General features: G+C 48.7%; 18 protein-coding genes. 14 read left to right on the top strand and 4 right to left on the bottom strand.

Annotated features, from left to right (window positions below; all coding sequences use genetic code 11):
* Position 1: 1 nt before the first annotated feature.
* Both pheT and KGF88_RS05270 read left to right on the top strand, forming a co-directional pair.
* Positions 2-2,389 carry a phenylalanine--tRNA ligase subunit beta gene (gene pheT, locus KGF88_RS05275; protein WP_153825505.1) on the top strand — a complete coding sequence of 796 codons (2,388 nt, stop codon included), beginning with the start codon at positions 2-4 and terminating at the stop codon, positions 2,387-2,389.
* A gap of 4 nt (positions 2,390-2,393) precedes the next feature.
* Entirely contained in the window at positions 2,394-2,690 is a 297-nt protein-coding gene (locus KGF88_RS05270) for an integration host factor subunit alpha (RefSeq protein ID WP_110074962.1), read from the top strand.
* A 59-nt stretch (positions 2,691-2,749) separates the two neighbouring features.
* Here the strand turns inward: KGF88_RS05270 and KGF88_RS05265 are convergent, their stop codons facing one another.
* The 3 genes from KGF88_RS05265 to KGF88_RS05255 all read right to left on the bottom strand — a co-directional run bounded on the left by KGF88_RS05265 (position 2,750) and on the right by KGF88_RS05255 (position 4,753).
* Complete coding sequence (locus KGF88_RS05265) at positions 2,750-3,439, bottom strand: ChrR family anti-sigma-E factor (RefSeq protein WP_110074963.1); 690 nt, start codon at positions 3,437-3,439, stop codon at positions 2,750-2,752.
* On the bottom strand, positions 3,432-4,010 hold the full coding sequence (locus KGF88_RS05260; protein WP_238387588.1) for a sigma-70 family RNA polymerase sigma factor: 579 nt from the start codon (positions 4,008-4,010) through the stop codon (positions 3,432-3,434). Before KGF88_RS05260 ends, KGF88_RS05265 begins: the two co-directional genes overlap by 8 nt.
* A gap of 134 nt (positions 4,011-4,144) precedes the next feature.
* Positions 4,145-4,753 carry an LON peptidase substrate-binding domain-containing protein gene (locus tag KGF88_RS05255; RefSeq protein WP_153825506.1) on the bottom strand — a complete coding sequence of 203 codons (609 nt, stop codon included), beginning with the start codon at positions 4,751-4,753 and terminating at the stop codon, positions 4,145-4,147.
* A 140-nt stretch (positions 4,754-4,893) separates the two neighbouring features.
* Between KGF88_RS05255 and KGF88_RS05250 the strand changes: the two genes are divergently transcribed.
* From KGF88_RS05250 to KGF88_RS05205, 10 genes are read left to right on the top strand one after another with little or no spacing between them, the layout of a single operon-like run.
* Entirely contained in the window at positions 4,894-5,874 is a 981-nt protein-coding gene (locus tag KGF88_RS05250) for a YbgA family protein (protein ID WP_162014462.1), read from the top strand.
* Complete coding sequence (locus KGF88_RS05245) at positions 5,871-7,316, top strand: cryptochrome/photolyase family protein (RefSeq protein ID WP_153825507.1); 1,446 nt, start codon at positions 5,871-5,873, stop codon at positions 7,314-7,316. The genes KGF88_RS05250 and KGF88_RS05245 overlap by 4 nt, the downstream gene beginning before the upstream one ends.
* A gap of 58 nt (positions 7,317-7,374) precedes the next feature.
* Entirely contained in the window at positions 7,375-7,827 is a 453-nt protein-coding gene (locus KGF88_RS05240) for a nuclear transport factor 2 family protein (protein ID WP_110074968.1), read from the top strand.
* Positions 7,824-8,540, top strand: a complete 717-nt coding sequence (locus KGF88_RS05235) for an SDR family NAD(P)-dependent oxidoreductase (RefSeq protein WP_153825508.1) — start codon at positions 7,824-7,826, stop codon at positions 8,538-8,540. Before KGF88_RS05240 ends, KGF88_RS05235 begins: the two co-directional genes overlap by 4 nt.
* Positions 8,541-8,556: 16 nt before the next feature.
* Positions 8,557-9,837: an NAD(P)/FAD-dependent oxidoreductase gene (locus tag KGF88_RS05230; RefSeq protein ID WP_153825509.1), complete on the top strand. Its 1,281-nt coding sequence runs from the start codon at positions 8,557-8,559 to the stop codon at positions 9,835-9,837.
* A complete protein-coding gene (locus KGF88_RS05225; protein WP_153825510.1) occupies positions 9,824-10,687 on the top strand; it encodes a DUF1365 domain-containing protein in 864 nt (287 codons plus the stop codon). The genes KGF88_RS05230 and KGF88_RS05225 overlap by 14 nt, the downstream gene beginning before the upstream one ends.
* 35 nt (positions 10,688-10,722) lie before the next feature.
* Positions 10,723-11,961: an SAM-dependent methyltransferase gene (locus KGF88_RS05220; protein WP_153825511.1), complete on the top strand. Its 1,239-nt coding sequence runs from the start codon at positions 10,723-10,725 to the stop codon at positions 11,959-11,961.
* Positions 11,962-11,967: 6 nt separating this feature from the next.
* Positions 11,968-12,531 (top strand): DUF2878 domain-containing protein, encoded by a 564-nt coding sequence (locus KGF88_RS05215; protein WP_153825512.1) that lies wholly within the window; start codon positions 11,968-11,970, stop codon positions 12,529-12,531.
* Positions 12,497-13,147: a chalcone isomerase family protein gene (locus KGF88_RS05210; protein ID WP_153825513.1), complete on the top strand. Its 651-nt coding sequence runs from the start codon at positions 12,497-12,499 to the stop codon at positions 13,145-13,147. Before KGF88_RS05215 ends, KGF88_RS05210 begins: the two co-directional genes overlap by 35 nt.
* Positions 13,147-13,680, top strand: a complete 534-nt coding sequence (locus tag KGF88_RS05205; protein ID WP_153825514.1) for a DUF3833 domain-containing protein — start codon at positions 13,147-13,149, stop codon at positions 13,678-13,680. The genes KGF88_RS05210 and KGF88_RS05205 overlap by 1 nt, the downstream gene beginning before the upstream one ends.
* Positions 13,681-13,785: 105 nt before the next feature.
* Here KGF88_RS05205 and KGF88_RS05200 read toward each other — a convergent pair whose 3' ends face one another.
* A complete protein-coding gene (locus KGF88_RS05200) occupies positions 13,786-14,148 on the bottom strand; it encodes a hypothetical protein (protein ID WP_153825515.1) in 363 nt (120 codons plus the stop codon).
* Positions 14,149-14,284: 136 nt separating this feature from the next.
* Between KGF88_RS05200 and KGF88_RS05195 the strand changes: the two genes are divergently transcribed.
* Both KGF88_RS05195 and KGF88_RS05190 read left to right on the top strand, forming a co-directional pair.
* Positions 14,285-15,040, top strand: coding sequence for a Nif3-like dinuclear metal center hexameric protein (locus tag KGF88_RS05195; protein ID WP_153825516.1), 756 nt, complete (start codon positions 14,285-14,287; stop codon positions 15,038-15,040).
* Between the two features lie 14 nt (positions 15,041-15,054).
* Positions 15,055-15,861 (top strand): methyltransferase domain-containing protein, encoded by an 807-nt coding sequence (locus KGF88_RS05190; RefSeq protein ID WP_153825517.1) that lies wholly within the window; start codon positions 15,055-15,057, stop codon positions 15,859-15,861.
* The last annotated feature ends 11 nt before the right edge of the window (positions 15,862-15,872 follow it).

Here is a 15,872-nt window from a genome sequence, read left to right as displayed (position 1 = left end):
GATGAAATTTAGTGAAAAGTGGTTACGTAGCTGGGTTAACCCGGCCTTAGATAGTGTGGCGTTGTCAGAGCAATTAAGCATGGCAGGCCTAGAAGTAGACAGTATTGATGCGGTAGCGGAAGATTTTAGTGCCGTCGTGGTGGGCGAAGTTATTGCCTGTGGTCCGCATCCTGATGCCGATAAATTACAAGTCACTAAGGTTGATATCGGTGCTGATGAGCCGGTTGATATCGTCTGTGGTGCGCCGAACTGCCGATTGGGTTTGAAAGTAGCGGTAGCGACTGTGGGTGCTGTGCTACCAGGTGATTTTAAAATCAAGAAAGCCAAATTACGCGGTCAGCCTTCGCACGGCATGTTATGTTCGAACGCTGAGCTTGGTTTAAGTGATGATCACGATGGCATTATTGAATTGCCAGCCGATGCGCCGGTAGGCATGGATTATCGCGATTATCTAGAACTTAATGATGTAACTTTAGATGTGGATTTAACCCCAAACCGCGCTGATTGCTTAGGCATTCGTGGTATTGCGCGCGAAGTGGGCGTGTTGAATCGATTAACAGTAACTGAACCAGCTATGGCTCCAGTTACGGTAACCCATGACCAAGAGCGCGCGGTAATCTTAGCAGCACCGGCAGCTTGTCCTCGTTATTTGGGTCGAATTGTACGAGATCTTAACGTGCAAGCCGAGTCACCATTGTGGTTGCGTGAACGTCTGCGCCGCAGTGGTGTGCGTAGTATTGATCCTGTGGTGGACGTGACCAACTACGTGTTGTTAGAGCTGGGTCATCCGATGCACGCCTTTGATAACGCTAAGTTAGAAGGTGCCGTGCAGGTACGAATGGCAGCAACTGGCGAGCAACTAACTTTGTTAGATGGTAACCAAGTGACCTTAACCGATGACGTATTGGTTATCGCTGATGAAGCAAAAGCACTAGCCATGGCAGGTATTTTTGGTGGTGCCGATAGCGGTGTAACCAGTACCACCACGGATGTATTCTTAGAGAGTGCGTTTTTTGCACCAGCGGCGATCGCCGGCCGGGCACGTCGGTTTGGCTTACATACAGATGCATCGCATCGTTATGAGCGTGGGGTTGATCCTGAACTCCAACGCACGGCGATGGAGCGAGCCACTGCGTTGTTGATAGAGATTTGCGGTGGCGAAGCAGGTCCGATTGTTGAGGCAGTAAGCCCTGAACATCTGCCGCAAGCAGCACAGATTGTGTTACGTAAAGCTCGGTTAGCCAAAGTGTTGGGGATTAGCATTGCTGCAGCAGAAGTAACTGACATCTTAACCCGCTTAGGTTTTGCTGTTGAAGAAGATGCAGATGCTTGGCAGGTGACTGTACCAACCTTCCGCTTTGATATGGCCATTGAAGAAGATCTGATTGAAGAAGTGGCCCGCATCTATGGCTATCATCGCATTCAAGCTGCTGCTCCAGCAGCACAATTGCGCATGATTGCCCGCCAAGAAGGCAAGCTTAGTGCTGTTTCATTAAAGCGCACTTTGATTGACCGTGGCTATCAAGAAGCTATCACTTACAGCTTTGTTGATCCTAAACATCAAGCGATGCTATTTGATGACGTGGCTGCGTTGACGCTGCCGCACCCGATTTCGGTAGAGATGTCATCGATGCGTGTGAGTTTGTGGCCAGGCTTAGTAGGTGCCGTGGCGCACAACCAGAAACGTCAGCAACAATCGTTAGCTTTCTGTGAAACTGGGTTACGTTTTATTCCTGCTGAGGATGCTGAAAATGGCGTTCGCCAACAGCCGATGATTGCTGGTATTCGAGCTGGTAAAGCCCATCCAGAGCATTGGAGTGATGGGGAGCGTGCGGTCGATTTTTATGACCTTAAAGGTGATGTAGAGGCATTGTTAGCCATGACTGGCGAGGCGGGCGAGTTCCGCTTTGTGGCAGATCAGCATCCAGCCTTGCACCCAGGGCAAACCGCAGCTGTGTTCCGCGGTGCTGAGCGCATCGGTTACTTGGGCGCGATTCATCCGCAGTTTGAGAAAAAACTGGGCTTGAACGGTCGCACCTACGTATTTGAGCTAGAGCTAGACGGCTTGGTAAACCGTGCGGTACCAGAAGCTCAAGCAGTTTCTAAATACCCATCTATTCGTCGTGATTTGGCGATTGTGGTGAAACAGAGCATTGCCGCCGGTGAGATTTTGGCTGCAATTGAAAATATTGGCGTAAATCATTTAGTTGGCCTAAACTTGTTTGACGTGTACCAAGGTGCTGGTGTTGCCGAAGGTCATCGCAGTTTAGCTTTATCGATGACGTTACAGCACGCTGAGCGCACGCTCGAAGAACAAGAAATCAACGCTGCCGTGGCGGCAGTGGTTGACATGCTGACATCTGAATTTGGGGCAACCCTAAGGGAGTGATGCTATGGCGCTGACCAAGGCTGAATTAGCTGAACAATTAAATGAAAAGTTTGGCATGCACAAACGTGATGCAAAAGAACTGGTTGAATGTTTTTTTGAAGAAATTCGTCGTGCATTAGAAGCTGGTGAAGAAGTAAAACTATCTGGTTTTGGTAACTTTGAGTTGCGTACTAAAAACCAACGGCCGGGTAGAAACCCAAAAACGGGCGAAGATATTCCAATCTCAGCTCGCCGGGTAGTAACCTTCCGGCCTGGACAGAAATTAAAGCAGCGCGTTGTTAACGCCAACCCGCAAGACTAAAAAAAAGCCGTTGTGATAATCACAACGGCTTTTTTAATGACTTTAGTTTGCAGCTTGAGTTATTTAAAAAACAAGCTACTAAAAGGATTTAACAAGCGACTTAGACCCGTGGTGAAGTGCAACGGAGCGTCTAGTGCCGCTAAGGTTAAACAATCTTCGTGAGTGGTGTGCGGGCTGTGTTTGTGCGCGCCATCCAGTAACACAAAGTCACCGTCTTTATAGTCACCTTGCTCGTCACTGAACACACCGTTTATCACTAAGGTTGCTTCGTTACCTTTATGGGTATGCTCTGGTACGGTACTTTGCTCGCCCATGTAGATAAAGTTGAGCGACTGCTCAGCTCCGATATCTACGGAGGCACGCCACAATTTACCCGGTAAGCGGCTCCAGTCACCAATGCGGTGGCTGTTGCGTGCTAAGGTCGCAGGCAACGTAAAACGCTTGCCTTCTAAGTACAATAGGTTGTCATGGGGCTGTGGTGGGCTGGGTTCAGCAACCGGCGCCGTTGACGCAAATATTGCAGCTAGCATGGCATCATGAGTCTTACTGTCTAGGCTGTTAGCTTGATAATCGGCAAAATTGTTTTCGCCAAATAGTTTGCGTGCCATCTGCTCTTCGATGTCTTGTACCTGTGCTTGGCATTGCTTACACATGTCCACATGGGTACCCACCATCATCAGCATGGCAGGGCTGAGTTCACCAGCAGCATAAAGCACAAGTTGCTGTTCTGAAGGGTGGAATTTAATCATGCTGTATTAACTCTTTCAATTTCTGTAGTGCCAAGCGAGTACGTGATTTAACAGTACCCAACGGAATATCCAAGGCGTCAGCAACTTCTTGCTGCGATTTGCCTTCTATGTAAATCAACTCAATCACGGTTTTTTGAGCCGGCGGTAGTTGTTCACAATAAACCGCCAACTGCTGCATCAGTAAATCGTCATCTAACGCATAATCGTCATCAAGAGATTCATTTTGCTCGGCCAGAACTGGCCACAAATCATCCGCACTTAAATCATTCTGGCGATATTTATTCTTCCGCAAGAAATCAAAGCGAATGTTTCTAGCAATAGTGAATATCCAAGTGGCTGCAGAACCGCGGTCGGGCTTAAATAAATGAGCCTTATGCCAAACGTTGGTCATGGTTTCTTGAACCAAATCCATCGCGGTCTGTTCATTGCCGAATTGTCGCGTTGCGTAAGCTTGTAAGCGTGGTGCAAAGTGTTTGAATAATTCACTAAAGGCAGCACGCGATTGCTCAGTAGCAATTTGGGCGAGAAGCTCGGCAGCGTGTTCGGGATTATCCGGCTGCGCAGGAGGCATAGTTTTCCGTTGTGTTATTTGCTCAGTTGCTATCTGCATAGTAGTGATACCCGCTTGGATATTCAAGGATTACCTATGTTTACGCCAAGGTTTTACACAAGGATCACTACTGCCTAAAAAATCTGCAAAAATAATTAGCTGTCGTATTCTTGGCTAGCATCCATCAAATCGCGTAAAAACTCTAAGGCGGCATCAGCCGTTGGGGCTTGCAACAATTCTTGCTTGGCAGTCGCGGCTATGGGTAATAACTCTAGCCAGCGTAGCGCTACCCAATCAGCTCGTTGCCACAGTTCAGGGGCAGCTTCGATGGCAAGTTCTGGATAAGCTTGATAGACAGCGTTTAACTGGTCAGCGATATGCTTATCGTTCGCGCTTAATGGCAACGCTGACCAAGCTCCAATCGGCTCAATTTCGCCTACTCGTAGGCCATCGTCTTGCACTTGAATGTCGACGATACGAAATAGCTCATTGCCGGCTACCGTGATCCCCAGTAAGCCATCAGGTAATTGCTCAAAATCAACAATGGTGACCTTGGTGCCAATGGGATGGATATGAGTATTGGAAGCTACGTCGCCATCCTCATTGAGCATGCATAAGCCAATCGGTGAACAACTGTTACCATTGCAGGCTTCTTTCACCATCCGCACGTAGCGAGGCTCAAAGATGCGCAAACGCATGGTTCCCCCAGGAAGCACGTGTCCAGAGAGAGGAAACAAGGGAATTGTGGGTTGCGCATGTGTCATGCTTAAATCCTTCATAGTTAAACTTATGCTTTAGTACGCTAGCCTCTGGTCTTTGGATTAGTACTTAGTGAACTTTTCCTCGCGACTAGCGTAATTTGTCAGTATGTTGTCAGCATGAGTTCAAGAACAAGGAGTAGCTTGTGACCATCAAAGTTGGGATAAGTGCCTGTTTATTAGGCGATCAGGTGCGTTATGACGGCGGCCATAAAAGGTCTTCTTTTTGTGCCGATGAGTTAATTCGTCATGTGGAGTTTGTCAAGTTGTGTCCCGAAGTCGGGATTGGTATGCCGGTGCCGCGTCCAACCATCCGCTTAGAGTGGCATGAACAAGCACCTACCGCTTCGGAACCTGCATCTTCGGTACGTGCAATTGTACCAAAGACAGGTGAAGACGTGACTGCACGCTTAATCGAATTTGCCGACCGGGCGCAGCCGCATTTGCGCCAATTAAGTGGCTACGTACTTTGTGCAAAATCGCCCAGTTGCGGGATGGAACGGGTTAAGTTGTACGATCCTGTTACTGGCTATTCAAAAAAAGCTGCTGAGGGCATTTTTGTACAGCGGTTAAGGCAGCTACATCCCGCTTTGCCGCTAGAAGAAGATGGCCGGTTAAACGATGCACCACTACGCGAGAACTTTATCATGCGGGTGTATGTATATCATGCCTGGCAGCAACTGTTGAGCGAAGCAACGCCGGCGGTGGCGGTGAAGAAAGCTGATTTATTAGCCTTTCATACCAGCCTAAAACTACTCCTTATGGCGCATAACCAGCAGCAATATCGTGAGCTTGGCCGCTGGGTTGCAGCGCAACAAGATTTAACCCCAGCAGATGCACAAGAGTACATTGAGCAGGTGATGCAGGCGTTAGGTAAACCAGCGACACGAGCCAACCATACTAACGTCTTGCAACATTTGCAGGGCTATTTTGGTAGTCATTTAAACGCTGAGCAAAAGCAAGAACTAAGTCAGCTGATTCTGGATTACCACGATGGTATCCAGCCGTTGTTGGCGCCATTAACCTTGCTACGACATTATTTACGGGAATATCCAGATAGCTACTTGGCCGGACAGCGTTACTTGAATCCTTACCCAGCTGATTTGAAATTGAGGTACGCGTTATGAGTTCAGAGGCACCAGCAACGGGAAGCGCACGGGCAGGGTTGTGGTTGCGCCACGACCTGCGGCTACGCAGTAATCCGGCACTGGCAGCAGCGGCTAAGCTGAATGGCGCTGAGCAGCCCATCCCGGCGTTGATTTTGCTTTGCCCACAGCAAATGCATGAGCACGATTGGGCTCCAATCAAGTGGGACTTGTATTATCGGCACCTACACGAGTTTGTAAAAAGTGCGGCGGCGGCTGGGATAGCGCTATCCATTCAGGTGATTGAGAGTTGGCAAGTAGCGCCTAAAGCCGTGAAGCGATTTGCCGAACAACAGCAGCTGTCAGAGGTTCATGTCAATGTAGAGTATCCGTTGCACGAAGTGCGCCGAGATCGTGCAGTAAAGGCGCTGTTGGAGCAGCAAGGTGTGGCGTGGCATGGGCATCATGGCAACCTCGTCGTCCCCCCTGTGTTGACCACTCAAACCGGCACTATTTACCAGAAGTTCACTCCATTTGCGAAAGCGTGGCGGCAGCATTTGCGAGAGCAGCTTGGTCATAATGGGCTGCCATTCATGCAACCCGTGGAACGCCGCTGCAAGGTCGCAGCAGCCGTGGTACCCGAGGTTGATTACCCGCGACAGGATTCCAGCGCCTGGGTGGTGGGTGAAGATGCAGTGTATCAGCAATTACAAGGGTACATCGAGGAGCGGGTGACCGCTTATGCGGCGGAACGTGATTTGCCAGGTCTAGATACGACTTCGCGTTTATCACCCTACTGGGAACTAGGCATGCTATCGCCATGGCAAGCCGTGCAGCAGTTAGCGCAGTTAAGTCCGGACTTTCCTGATGCGTTAGATCAAGGTCCTGATGTGTGGCTAACGGAATTGATTTGGCGAGAGTTTTACCAACATCTGATGTTCCACGTGCCGCGCTTAAATTATGGCAAAGCCTTTTTAAAACATACCGATGCTATGCAATGGCGTGAGGATGCCGACAGCTTTCAACGCTGGTGTGAAGGCCGTACCGGCTTTCCTATCGTGGATGCTGGCATGCGGCAATTAGCTGCAGAAGGTTGGATGCACAACCGAGTACGGATGATAGTAGCTCACTTTTTAGTTAAAGATTTACTGCTGGATTGGCGCTTAGGTGAACAGTTTTTTATGCGTCACTTAATTGATGGCAGCTTTCCGGCCAACAACGGCGGCTGGCAGTGGAGTGCCTCGACGGGTACTGATGCAGCACCTTATTTCAGGGTGTTTAATCCTACTTTACAGAGCGAAAAAGTTGATCCCGACGGCAGTTATATTCGTAGATGGGTGAAAGAATTAGCCGATTGTCCGAAACAGCATATCCATGCTCCAGGAAAATGGCTGAAAGACCGTAAACGCAGTGATTATCCGCAACCTATCGTGGACCATAAAGTAGCTCGAGAGCGTTTTTTAGCTGCGTTTAAAGCATTATAAAACCGCTGAGTTTACTAAGTTAGAGGGTAGATGGTAGGCATAACACCGGAGAGCAGGCATGACTGATACAAGCGCAACCGATAACAGTGACATTGTGGCACGCCTAGAACAGGTCTATGCCGAGCTAAACCAAGAAAGTATTGCCGCGCTAGATGCACTCTATGCTGATCAGGTGAGTTTTGTTGATCCTATTCACCAAGTGCATGGATTGAGCGACCTCAAAGCTTATTTTCAAAACACCATTAAAAATGTGCAGAGCTGCTACTTTAAGTTTACCGACCATGCGTTGCAGGGTGATAACTTGTTTGTAGCTTGGCAGATGTTGTTAAGGCACCCTAAGTTGGCTAAAGGCGAGCAGGTGATACTGCCAGGTACCAGCCATTTTAAGTTAGCGAATGGCAAGATTATCGCTCAAGTGGATTACTACGATGCTGGTGCTATGGTCTATGAACATATTCCGGTGCTTGGTTGGGCCATTCGCACCGTCAAAGATAAGGTGAAGTCTGCATGAAAATTTTGATTACTGGCGCGACCTCTGGTATCGGCAAGCAGCTCGCCCTCGATTATGCGGCAGCCGGCCACACAGTGATAGCTTGTGGCCGTAATACAGATGCGCTAGCTGAACTTGAACAAGTTCATCCCCAGCACATTGCCGGGCAGCGTTTGGATGTAAGTGATGCGGCCAGCACCAAGCAAGTTTTAGCTGTGTATCAAGATGTTGATGTGGTGATCTTGTCGGCAGGTGTATGTGAGTACTTGGACGTCGAGCAGTTTGAAGCGGCCATGTTCGAGCGCGTGTTTGAAGTGAACGTGTTTGGCATGATGCGTTGTGTCGAGGCTTTATTGCCGAACCTGCAAGCTGGTTCGCAGTTAGTCTTTGTTGGCAGTACTGCACGGCTGCTGCCGTTTACCAAAGCTCAAGCTTACGGTGGCTCTAAAGCAGCTATCCAGTATATCGCGCGTAGCTTACAGGTGGATTTAGCGAAACGGGGTATCCATGTACAAACCGTATCTCCGGGCTTTGTAAAAACCCCGATGACCGACGCCAATACCTTTGAGATGCCGATGCAGGTAACGGTTGAATTCGCTTCACAGCGGATCCGTAAGGGTATTGCTAATAAAACCACCGACATTACCTTTCCGACGCTGTTTGGCTGGGTGCTTAAATTCTTATCGCGGTTGCCACAGAGTTGGCAAGTTGCACTATCTAAACGCTTAAGTTAACGGAGTACATGCGTTCATGAAGATCGCCATTATTGGTTCTGGGATTGCTGGCATGACGTCGGCCTATTTGTTGCAGCAACAGCACGAAATCACCCTGTTTGAAAAGAATAGTTATATCGGTGGCCATACCCGTACTGTTACCGTTGAGGTGCAAGGCAAGGAATACGCCATTGATACCGGTTTTATCGTATTTAACGATAGAACCTATCCGTTATTTCGTAAGCTGATGCGCGAGATCGGCGTATCTTGGCAAGATACCGAAATGAGTTTTAGTGTGCGCGACCCTGAGTCTGGTTTGGAATACAATGGGCACAATCTGAACACCTTGTTTGCACAGCGCAAAAATCTAGTATCCCCCAGTTTCTGGCGATTGATTCGCGGTATCTTAAAGTTCAACAAGGCTGCAAAAGAGGCTTACAACAGCGGAGCGGATCTTGATCAGTTGACCTTAGGTGAGTTTTTACGTCAGCAGCACATCCATCCTTCAGTGAGCGAGTTTTACTTGTTGCCCATGGTGGCGGCTATTTGGAGTGCCTCGTTACAGGAAGCAGAAGCCTTTCCGTTAGGCTTTTTCTTACGCTTCTTTAATAATCATGGGTTACTGAATGTTGCAGACCGGCCACAGTGGGCGACCATCGATGGTGGCTCAAGTGCGTACGTAACGCCACTAACAGCTAGTTATCGCGAGCGCATTGAGTTAAACGCCAATATTGTTGCGGTTCATCGTCAGCTACCAGAACGCCAAGCAGCAGTCACATTAGAGTTTGCTGATGGTGAGTTACGCGATTTTGACGAAGTGGTATTTGCCTGCCACAGCGATGAAGCTTTAGCTTTGTTAGCTCAACCGAGTGCGGCGGAACAACAGGTTTTGGGTGCTATTCCGTATCAAATGAACGAAGTAGTGTTGCATACTGACGTGCGCTTACTACCGCGCGAACAGCGGGCATGGGCCAGCTGGAATTATCTATTGCATAGCGACGATCAGGCACGGACACGGCCGAGTTCAGTCAGCTATAACATGAATATCTTACAGCGCATTCAGGCTCCAGAGGTGTTTTGCGTTACGCTAAATAACACGGCAGCCATTCATCCTGAAAAGATTTTAGGCACCTACCATTATGCGCACCCCGTGTATAGTGTAGAGTCGATGCAAGCCCGTGCCCAGCGTGAGCTGATTTGTGGCCAGCAACATACTCATTACTGCGGGGCTTATTGGTATAACGGTTTCCATGAAGACGGGGTTCGTAGTGCCGTCGATGTCGCCAAACGGTTAGGAGTAGAATTTGTCGCTAGCTAGTGCTATTTATCGGGGGCGAGTGCACCACGCTCGCTACTTACCGCATCCCCACGCCTTTAGCTACAGTATCGCGCAGTGGTGGTTAGCATTGGACGAGTTAGAGCAAGTGGCGGCGCAAAGTCGGTGGTTTTCGTTAACCAACCGCTGGGCGCCATTACGCTTTAAACGCAGCGATTATTTACCTGATACCGACGGTGATTTAGCCGCAGCTGTGCGCCAAAAACTCAGTGAACAGTTGCAGCAGCCAATCAGCGGACGGGTGTTCTTTCTTGGTGCGCTGCGAACCTGTGGGCTTTACTTCAACCCATTAAATTGTTACTTCGTGCAGAGCGATGGGGCGCAAGAGTTCAGTTATATGTTGGCTGAAGTAAGTAACACGCCCTGGAACGAACGCCATTACTATGCCGTAGATTTACAACAACCACTGCGGCATCCCAAGACTTTTTTTGTATCGCCTTTTAATCCACTTAACATGCATTATCGTTGGCAGCTCAAACCACCAGCTGGGTATGCAGCAGAGGCGGGTGACAAGGCTCTCATTCATTTAGATGTGCTTAAACAACAAGCAACGGCAGGCACAGAGGCCGCCAGTTGGGTACGTCATTTTAGTGCCACGATGAAATTATCGCGGGTGGCATTGAACCGACGTAGCATTCGGAACGTATTATTGCGGTATCCAATAAATACGGTAGGTACGGTGGCGGCTATTTACTGGCAAGCATTGCGATTATGGTTAAAACGTAATCCAGTGTATATCAGTGAGCGTACTTGTTCAGCTACAACAGCTTCAGAGACAACAAGTTCAGCGGCAACCAGTACTGAGTCCAAACAGAATGAACTCAACAAATAATGGTCTAAGTTAGGCCAATATAACAGGTAAGTTCCATGTATAAAGAAGATGCCTTAACAGTGATGCAGAACGATTTAACTACGCTCGATAAAACCTTTCGTACCATTGTCTTACGCCTACTGAATCATCTGCAGTTAGGTCACCTTAAGATGTTTGAGCAAGGTCAGCTGATTGCTGAGTTTGGTGATAAAGCCAGTGAGTTAAAAGCTGAGATAGATATACAGAAAGGGGATTTTTATCGCCGCTTTTTGTTTGGTGGTAGTATTGGCGCCGCTGAATTATTTATGGATGAAAGTTGGACAACACCCAACCTGACCCAGGTCATTCAATTGTTTGCTAGGAACCTGCCGGCGTTAGATGCAGCCGAAGCTAAATTTAGCTGGTTGTTATTACCGCTCCAAAAGTTTCAGCATTGGCGCCGCAACAATAGCAAGCGCCAGGCTAAAGAGAATATTTCAGCGCACTACGATTTAGGTAACGACCTGTATCAAGCCTTTTTAGACCCAGCCCTACAGTATTCTAGTGCGGTGTATCCGCACGCTGATGCAAGTCTTGCTGAAGCGCAACAACATAAGCTCAAACGCTTGTGTGATAGCTTAGAGCTATGTGCGGAAGATCACCTGCTCGAAATTGGTACGGGCTGGGGCGGTATGGCGGTATTTGCCGCCAAACATTACGGCTGTAAAGTAACTACAACGACCATCTCAGAAGAGCAATATAGCTATACCAAAGAGCTGATTGAACGAGAAGGGCTGACACAGCAGATCACTTTGCTGAAAAAAGATTACCGCGATTTAGAAGGTACTTACGATAAGTTGGTATCGGTAGAGATGATTGAAGCCGTAGGCTTAAAGTACATGCCGACCTTCTTTAAAACCTGCAGTCGTTTACTTAAGCCAAATGGCAAAATGGCGTTGCAAGCCATTACCATTGCGGACCAGCGCATGAAAAGCTATGCCAACTCGGTGGATTTTATTCAAAAATATATCTTCCCAGGTGGTTTTTTGCCGTCGTTAACCATGATGGCTGAAATGTTTACTAAGCATACAGATATGGTAATGCGTGAAGTACGTGATATTGGTTATGACTACGCCAAAACCTTAGCTGACTGGCGCGACAATTTTAATCAGGCGCACCCGCAACTGATCGACAAAGGCTACGATGAGCGCTTTGGCCGGATGTGGAATTACTACCTGTGCTATTGCGAAGGTGGTTTTTGGGAGCGGACCGTATCTGCGGTGCAGTTGGTTGCAACTAAGCCGCAGAGTCGTTAAGAGGTTATGGCTAATCCTAAGGCGTTAATAAAAACCTACCTGCCTAAGCTGGTAGGTTTGTTTTTATTTGATGCAGTGTGGTTCGCAGCAGTTGCTGGGCGTGGTGAATGGCTGGCGCTGACGTTGGTTTTAGTGGCTGCTCAGGTGGTGTTAGCACTGCGTACTGGGCCTTTCAGCTGGCGCTTGTACGTCGCTTTGTTGGTGCTGGGGTTAGTATTAGAAGCCAGTGTGGTTAGCATGGGCATCCTACGTTTTAGTGAAGGCTGGCTACCCATTTGGCTGGTACTTCTGTGGGTGGGCTTTGTCGGCATGCTGATGAACACCCTCAGTGGCTTAGCCGGGCGCCCTTGGTGGGCAGCATTGCTGGGCATTGCCTCGGGTCCGTTAACTTATGCGATAGGTGCCCGCTTGGGTGCTGCAGAAATTTTGGTTGAAGAATGGCTCTTGTGGTTGGTGTATGGTTTGTTGTGGGCTGCTTATATGGTGATCTTTGCGCTGGTGTCACAACGTATAAAGCAGACACAGGAGGGCAGTCATGATGTCATTAGCAACAGTTCGCAGTCGTCTTAATCTTAGCCTGCATAACATGTTTTCACCGCAGTCAGCCGCACGTTCGTTACTGAGCAGTTTAGCCGCGGGGATGCTCTTAACGGTAGCCGTTGGTATGCCAAGCGCAGCCGCTAACGAGGCCGCTGCAGCTAGTGCCATGACGACGGCTGTCGCGGCGGCAGACAGTTGTACAGTACCGGCATTTCAGCAACTACAAACCGTAGGCAAAACACGCTTAAAAGTGTGGTTTTGGGATGTTTATGATGCACAACTCAAAACCGATACAGGCGCGTTTGGCGATGCCAACCAGCGTGCACTGCAGCTCACCTACTTACGTGATATCGATGCGGATGATTTAGTGGATACCACCGCTGATGAATGGCAGCGTTTAGGTATTGAGCAAACCCCAGAGCACCAGCAATGGTTACAAGAGTTGCGTGAGATGTGGCCTAACGTGAGCAAAGGTGATTGTATTACCTTGGTTGAGACCAATGCTGGCGATGCACAGTTTTATGCCAATCAGGAATTACTTGGTGAGATTGCATCGGCGCAGTTTACCGATGACTTTCTAGCTATCTGGCTTGATGCTAAATCACGCTTTAAAGATGAGCGTGATGAATTAATAGGAGCTAAATAATGAAACAAGCATGGCAAGCTATGATCGCGCTGATGCTGTTGGTGCTGCTGGTGGGCTGCTCGGCAAAGTTAGAAGACTACCAAGGTGAGCAACCGCAGCTTAAGTTAGAAACCTTTTTTAACGGTGACTTGGTGGCACATGGCATTGTCCAAGATTACAGTGGCAAGGTTATTCAGCGCTTTACTGCTGACCTCAAGGGTACTTGGGATGGCAACGAAGGAGTGTTAGATGAGCAGTTTTACTATGCAGACGGTACCCGCCAAGAGCGTATTTGGTATTTAACCAAAACCGCAGACCATACCTATGAGGGCCGTGCCAGCGATGTTGAAGGCACCGCGATAGGCACTACTAGTGGTAACGCCTTACATTGGCGCTATACCCTAATCATTGAGCTTGATGGTGAACCCTTTGCTGTGGACCTTGATGATTGGATGTACTTGGTGGATGAAAACAACATGATTAACCGTACTCAAATGTACAAATTTGGCTTGCCGGTAGGTGAAATCACTCTGTATATAGGTAAGCGTTCATAGGTCTTGGTACGTAGCTATTTGCGCGTAGGTATTCGCACCTAGGTGTGAGTACAAAAGGTTAGGCAGGCAATAACAAACGAGCCGCCCAAGGCGGCTCGTTATAACTTACTCATCGTAACCACGGGGTAGCCGCGACAAGGTTTGATCTTGTTCTAAGCGCTGCTTCCACAATTCTTTGGCACTCAAGCCACCACCACTTTTACTGACTTTAACAGCCTTTTTAGGCGCAACTGCCGGTTTCGCTGCTGCTTTTTTCGCTGAAGCTTTTGCTTTGGCGGGCGCTGCTGAGCTACCAGTTGCACCGCCAAGCTCGGCTGTTGCTTCAGCTAACTGGGCCAGACGCATGTTTTTACCGCCATCCACGCTGTACCAGCCGCCTTTGGCTTCGATATTAGGTTGTTTGCCGTGAGCCTTTAGGTAAGCTGCTGAATAATCAGCTAATACTTGGTCCTTATCAAGTTTGCTCATGTGTTGTTCCTATCGTTGTTGCATGAGAGTGATTCTTTTTTATACCGTCTTTTCTAGTTATTGTCTAATCAACAAGGCAAAAGATTGTAATTTATGGTAAAAAAGAGCCTATTTAGCGACGACATTGAGGCCTATTTTGCAACGATATCAATTACAACAGTATCTGGCCGAATTACTGCAGGTAGAGACCATCAAGGATTATTGTCCCAATGGTCTGCAAGTAGAAGGGCGAGCGGAGATCAACACCCTAGTGACTGGTGTAACTGCTAACCAAGCTCTGTTAGACCAAGCCCTTGCGCTCAATGCCGATGCCGTGTTGGTGCATCACGGGTATTTCTGGAAAAACGAACCGGAAGTGATTACGGGGATGAAAAAACGTCGGCTACAAAGCTTGCTTCAAGCGGATGTTAATCTATTTGCTTACCATCTACCGCTCGATGTTCATGCCACGCTGGGCAACAATGCTCAATTAGCACGGGTGTTAGGTTGGCCGGATGGTTATCAGGTGTCAGGCATCAGCCCCGCTGGGGTGGTGATGGGTTGTGATTTGAGCGCGCCGTTAAGCAGCGTCGCCTTAGCCGAACACCTCAGTGAGGCGCTACAGCGTCCAGTAACCGCGTGTATTGAGCGGGCTGCACCCATTCAACGAGTGGCTTGGTGCACCGGCGGCGGACAAGGTTTCATCGATGCTGTAGCTGCGGCTGGTTTTGATGCCTTCATTAGTGGTGAAATCAGCGAACAGACCACCCACAGTGCGCGCGAGCAAGGTCTTGCTTATATCGCAGCTGGACACCATGCGACCGAGCGCTATGGTGTGCAGGCTTTGGGTAAGCACTTGGCCGCGCAGTTTGGCCTGCGGCATCACTTTATTGATATTGACAACCCAGCGTAGGCCAAACTTTCTTCATGAACAGCAACAACAAGCAGAACAACCAAGCATCGAAAGCCACAGGCGATCAATCCTTTGATGGCATCACGCATAAGTTTTCGCACAACATCTATGCCACCACTAAAGGTCGTTTGCGCTTAGCTGTATTAAAACGTGATTTGCAGCCTTGGTTAACACGAGCAAAGCAGCGCCCCTTAAAGATTTTGGATATTGGTGGTGGGTTAGGGCAAGTTAGCGAGTGGTTTGCGGAGTTAGGCTGCAACATCATGCACACGGACATATCCGCTGAGATAGTGGCGGCAGCGCAACAACAGCATGCGCAAGCTGGATTAGCACAGCGCTATCAGTATTTGGTAGCGCCGTTGCAGCAACTACCTGGACATGTAGCTGATGATTATGATCTGATTTTATGCCATGCGGTGTTAGAGTGGCTAGCAGATCCCGCTGCGGCGATTGCTTTGTTACCCCAGCTACTAGCGCCGCAGGGCGGCATTTCCTTGATGTTCTACAACAAAGACGCCAAGGTGTTGGCTAACGTTATCTTTGGTAATTTTGACTACGTAGAAGCCGGCTTAACAGTTAAGAAAAAAGTGCGATTAAGCCCACAACAGCCGTTAGCTCCCGCGCACGTAGCCCAGTGGTTAGAACAAGCAGGGCTACAGATAGAACACAAAACTGGCGTGCGTTGTTTTCATGATTATCTTAAAAATGCCGCCGACAAAGAGCGCTTCGAGCAATTATTAGCACTTGAACTGCGCTACAACCAGCAAGCTCCGTTTTGTGATATTGGCCGTTATTTACATTGGCAACTCAAGCGAGCATAGGGTTGGGTCAC

The sequence above is a fragment of the Idiomarina loihiensis genome (genome assembly GCF_024584785.1).
In the GTDB taxonomy this organism is placed as follows: Bacteria; Pseudomonadota; Gammaproteobacteria; order Enterobacterales; family Alteromonadaceae; genus Pseudidiomarina; species Pseudidiomarina fusca.
This window is presented reverse-complemented; position numbering and strand designations above follow the sequence as displayed.

What these genes read in the sequence shown, in the direction of transcription:
- pheT (WP_153825505.1), top strand. Translation starts at nt 2, where the DNA reads ATGAAATTTAGTGAAAAGTGGTTACGTAGCTGGGTTAACCCGGCCTTA.
- KGF88_RS05270 (WP_110074962.1), top strand. Translation starts at nt 2,394, where the DNA reads ATGGCGCTGACCAAGGCTGAATTAGCTGAACAATTAAATGAAAAGTTT.
- KGF88_RS05265 (WP_110074963.1), bottom strand. Translation starts at nt 3,439, where the DNA reads ATGATTAAATTCCACCCTTCAGAACAGCAACTTGTGCTTTATGCTGCT.
- KGF88_RS05260 (WP_238387588.1), bottom strand. Translation starts at nt 4,010, where the DNA reads ATGCCTCCTGCGCAGCCGGATAATCCCGAACACGCTGCCGAGCTTCTC.
- KGF88_RS05255 (WP_153825506.1), bottom strand. Translation starts at nt 4,753, where the DNA reads ATGACACATGCGCAACCCACAATTCCCTTGTTTCCTCTCTCTGGACAC.
- KGF88_RS05245 (WP_153825507.1), top strand. Translation starts at nt 5,871, where the DNA reads ATGAGTTCAGAGGCACCAGCAACGGGAAGCGCACGGGCAGGGTTGTGG.
- KGF88_RS05240 (WP_110074968.1), top strand. Translation starts at nt 7,375, where the DNA reads ATGACTGATACAAGCGCAACCGATAACAGTGACATTGTGGCACGCCTA.
- KGF88_RS05235 (WP_153825508.1), top strand. Translation starts at nt 7,824, where the DNA reads ATGAAAATTTTGATTACTGGCGCGACCTCTGGTATCGGCAAGCAGCTC.
- KGF88_RS05230 (WP_153825509.1), top strand. Translation starts at nt 8,557, where the DNA reads ATGAAGATCGCCATTATTGGTTCTGGGATTGCTGGCATGACGTCGGCC.
- KGF88_RS05220 (WP_153825511.1), top strand. Translation starts at nt 10,723, where the DNA reads ATGTATAAAGAAGATGCCTTAACAGTGATGCAGAACGATTTAACTACG.
- KGF88_RS05215 (WP_153825512.1), top strand. Translation starts at nt 11,968, where the DNA reads ATGGCTAATCCTAAGGCGTTAATAAAAACCTACCTGCCTAAGCTGGTA.
- KGF88_RS05210 (WP_153825513.1), top strand. Translation starts at nt 12,497, where the DNA reads ATGATGTCATTAGCAACAGTTCGCAGTCGTCTTAATCTTAGCCTGCAT.
- KGF88_RS05205 (WP_153825514.1), top strand. Translation starts at nt 13,147, where the DNA reads ATGAAACAAGCATGGCAAGCTATGATCGCGCTGATGCTGTTGGTGCTG.
- KGF88_RS05200 (WP_153825515.1), bottom strand. Translation starts at nt 14,148, where the DNA reads ATGAGCAAACTTGATAAGGACCAAGTATTAGCTGATTATTCAGCAGCT.
- KGF88_RS05190 (WP_153825517.1), top strand. Translation starts at nt 15,055, where the DNA reads ATGAACAGCAACAACAAGCAGAACAACCAAGCATCGAAAGCCACAGGC.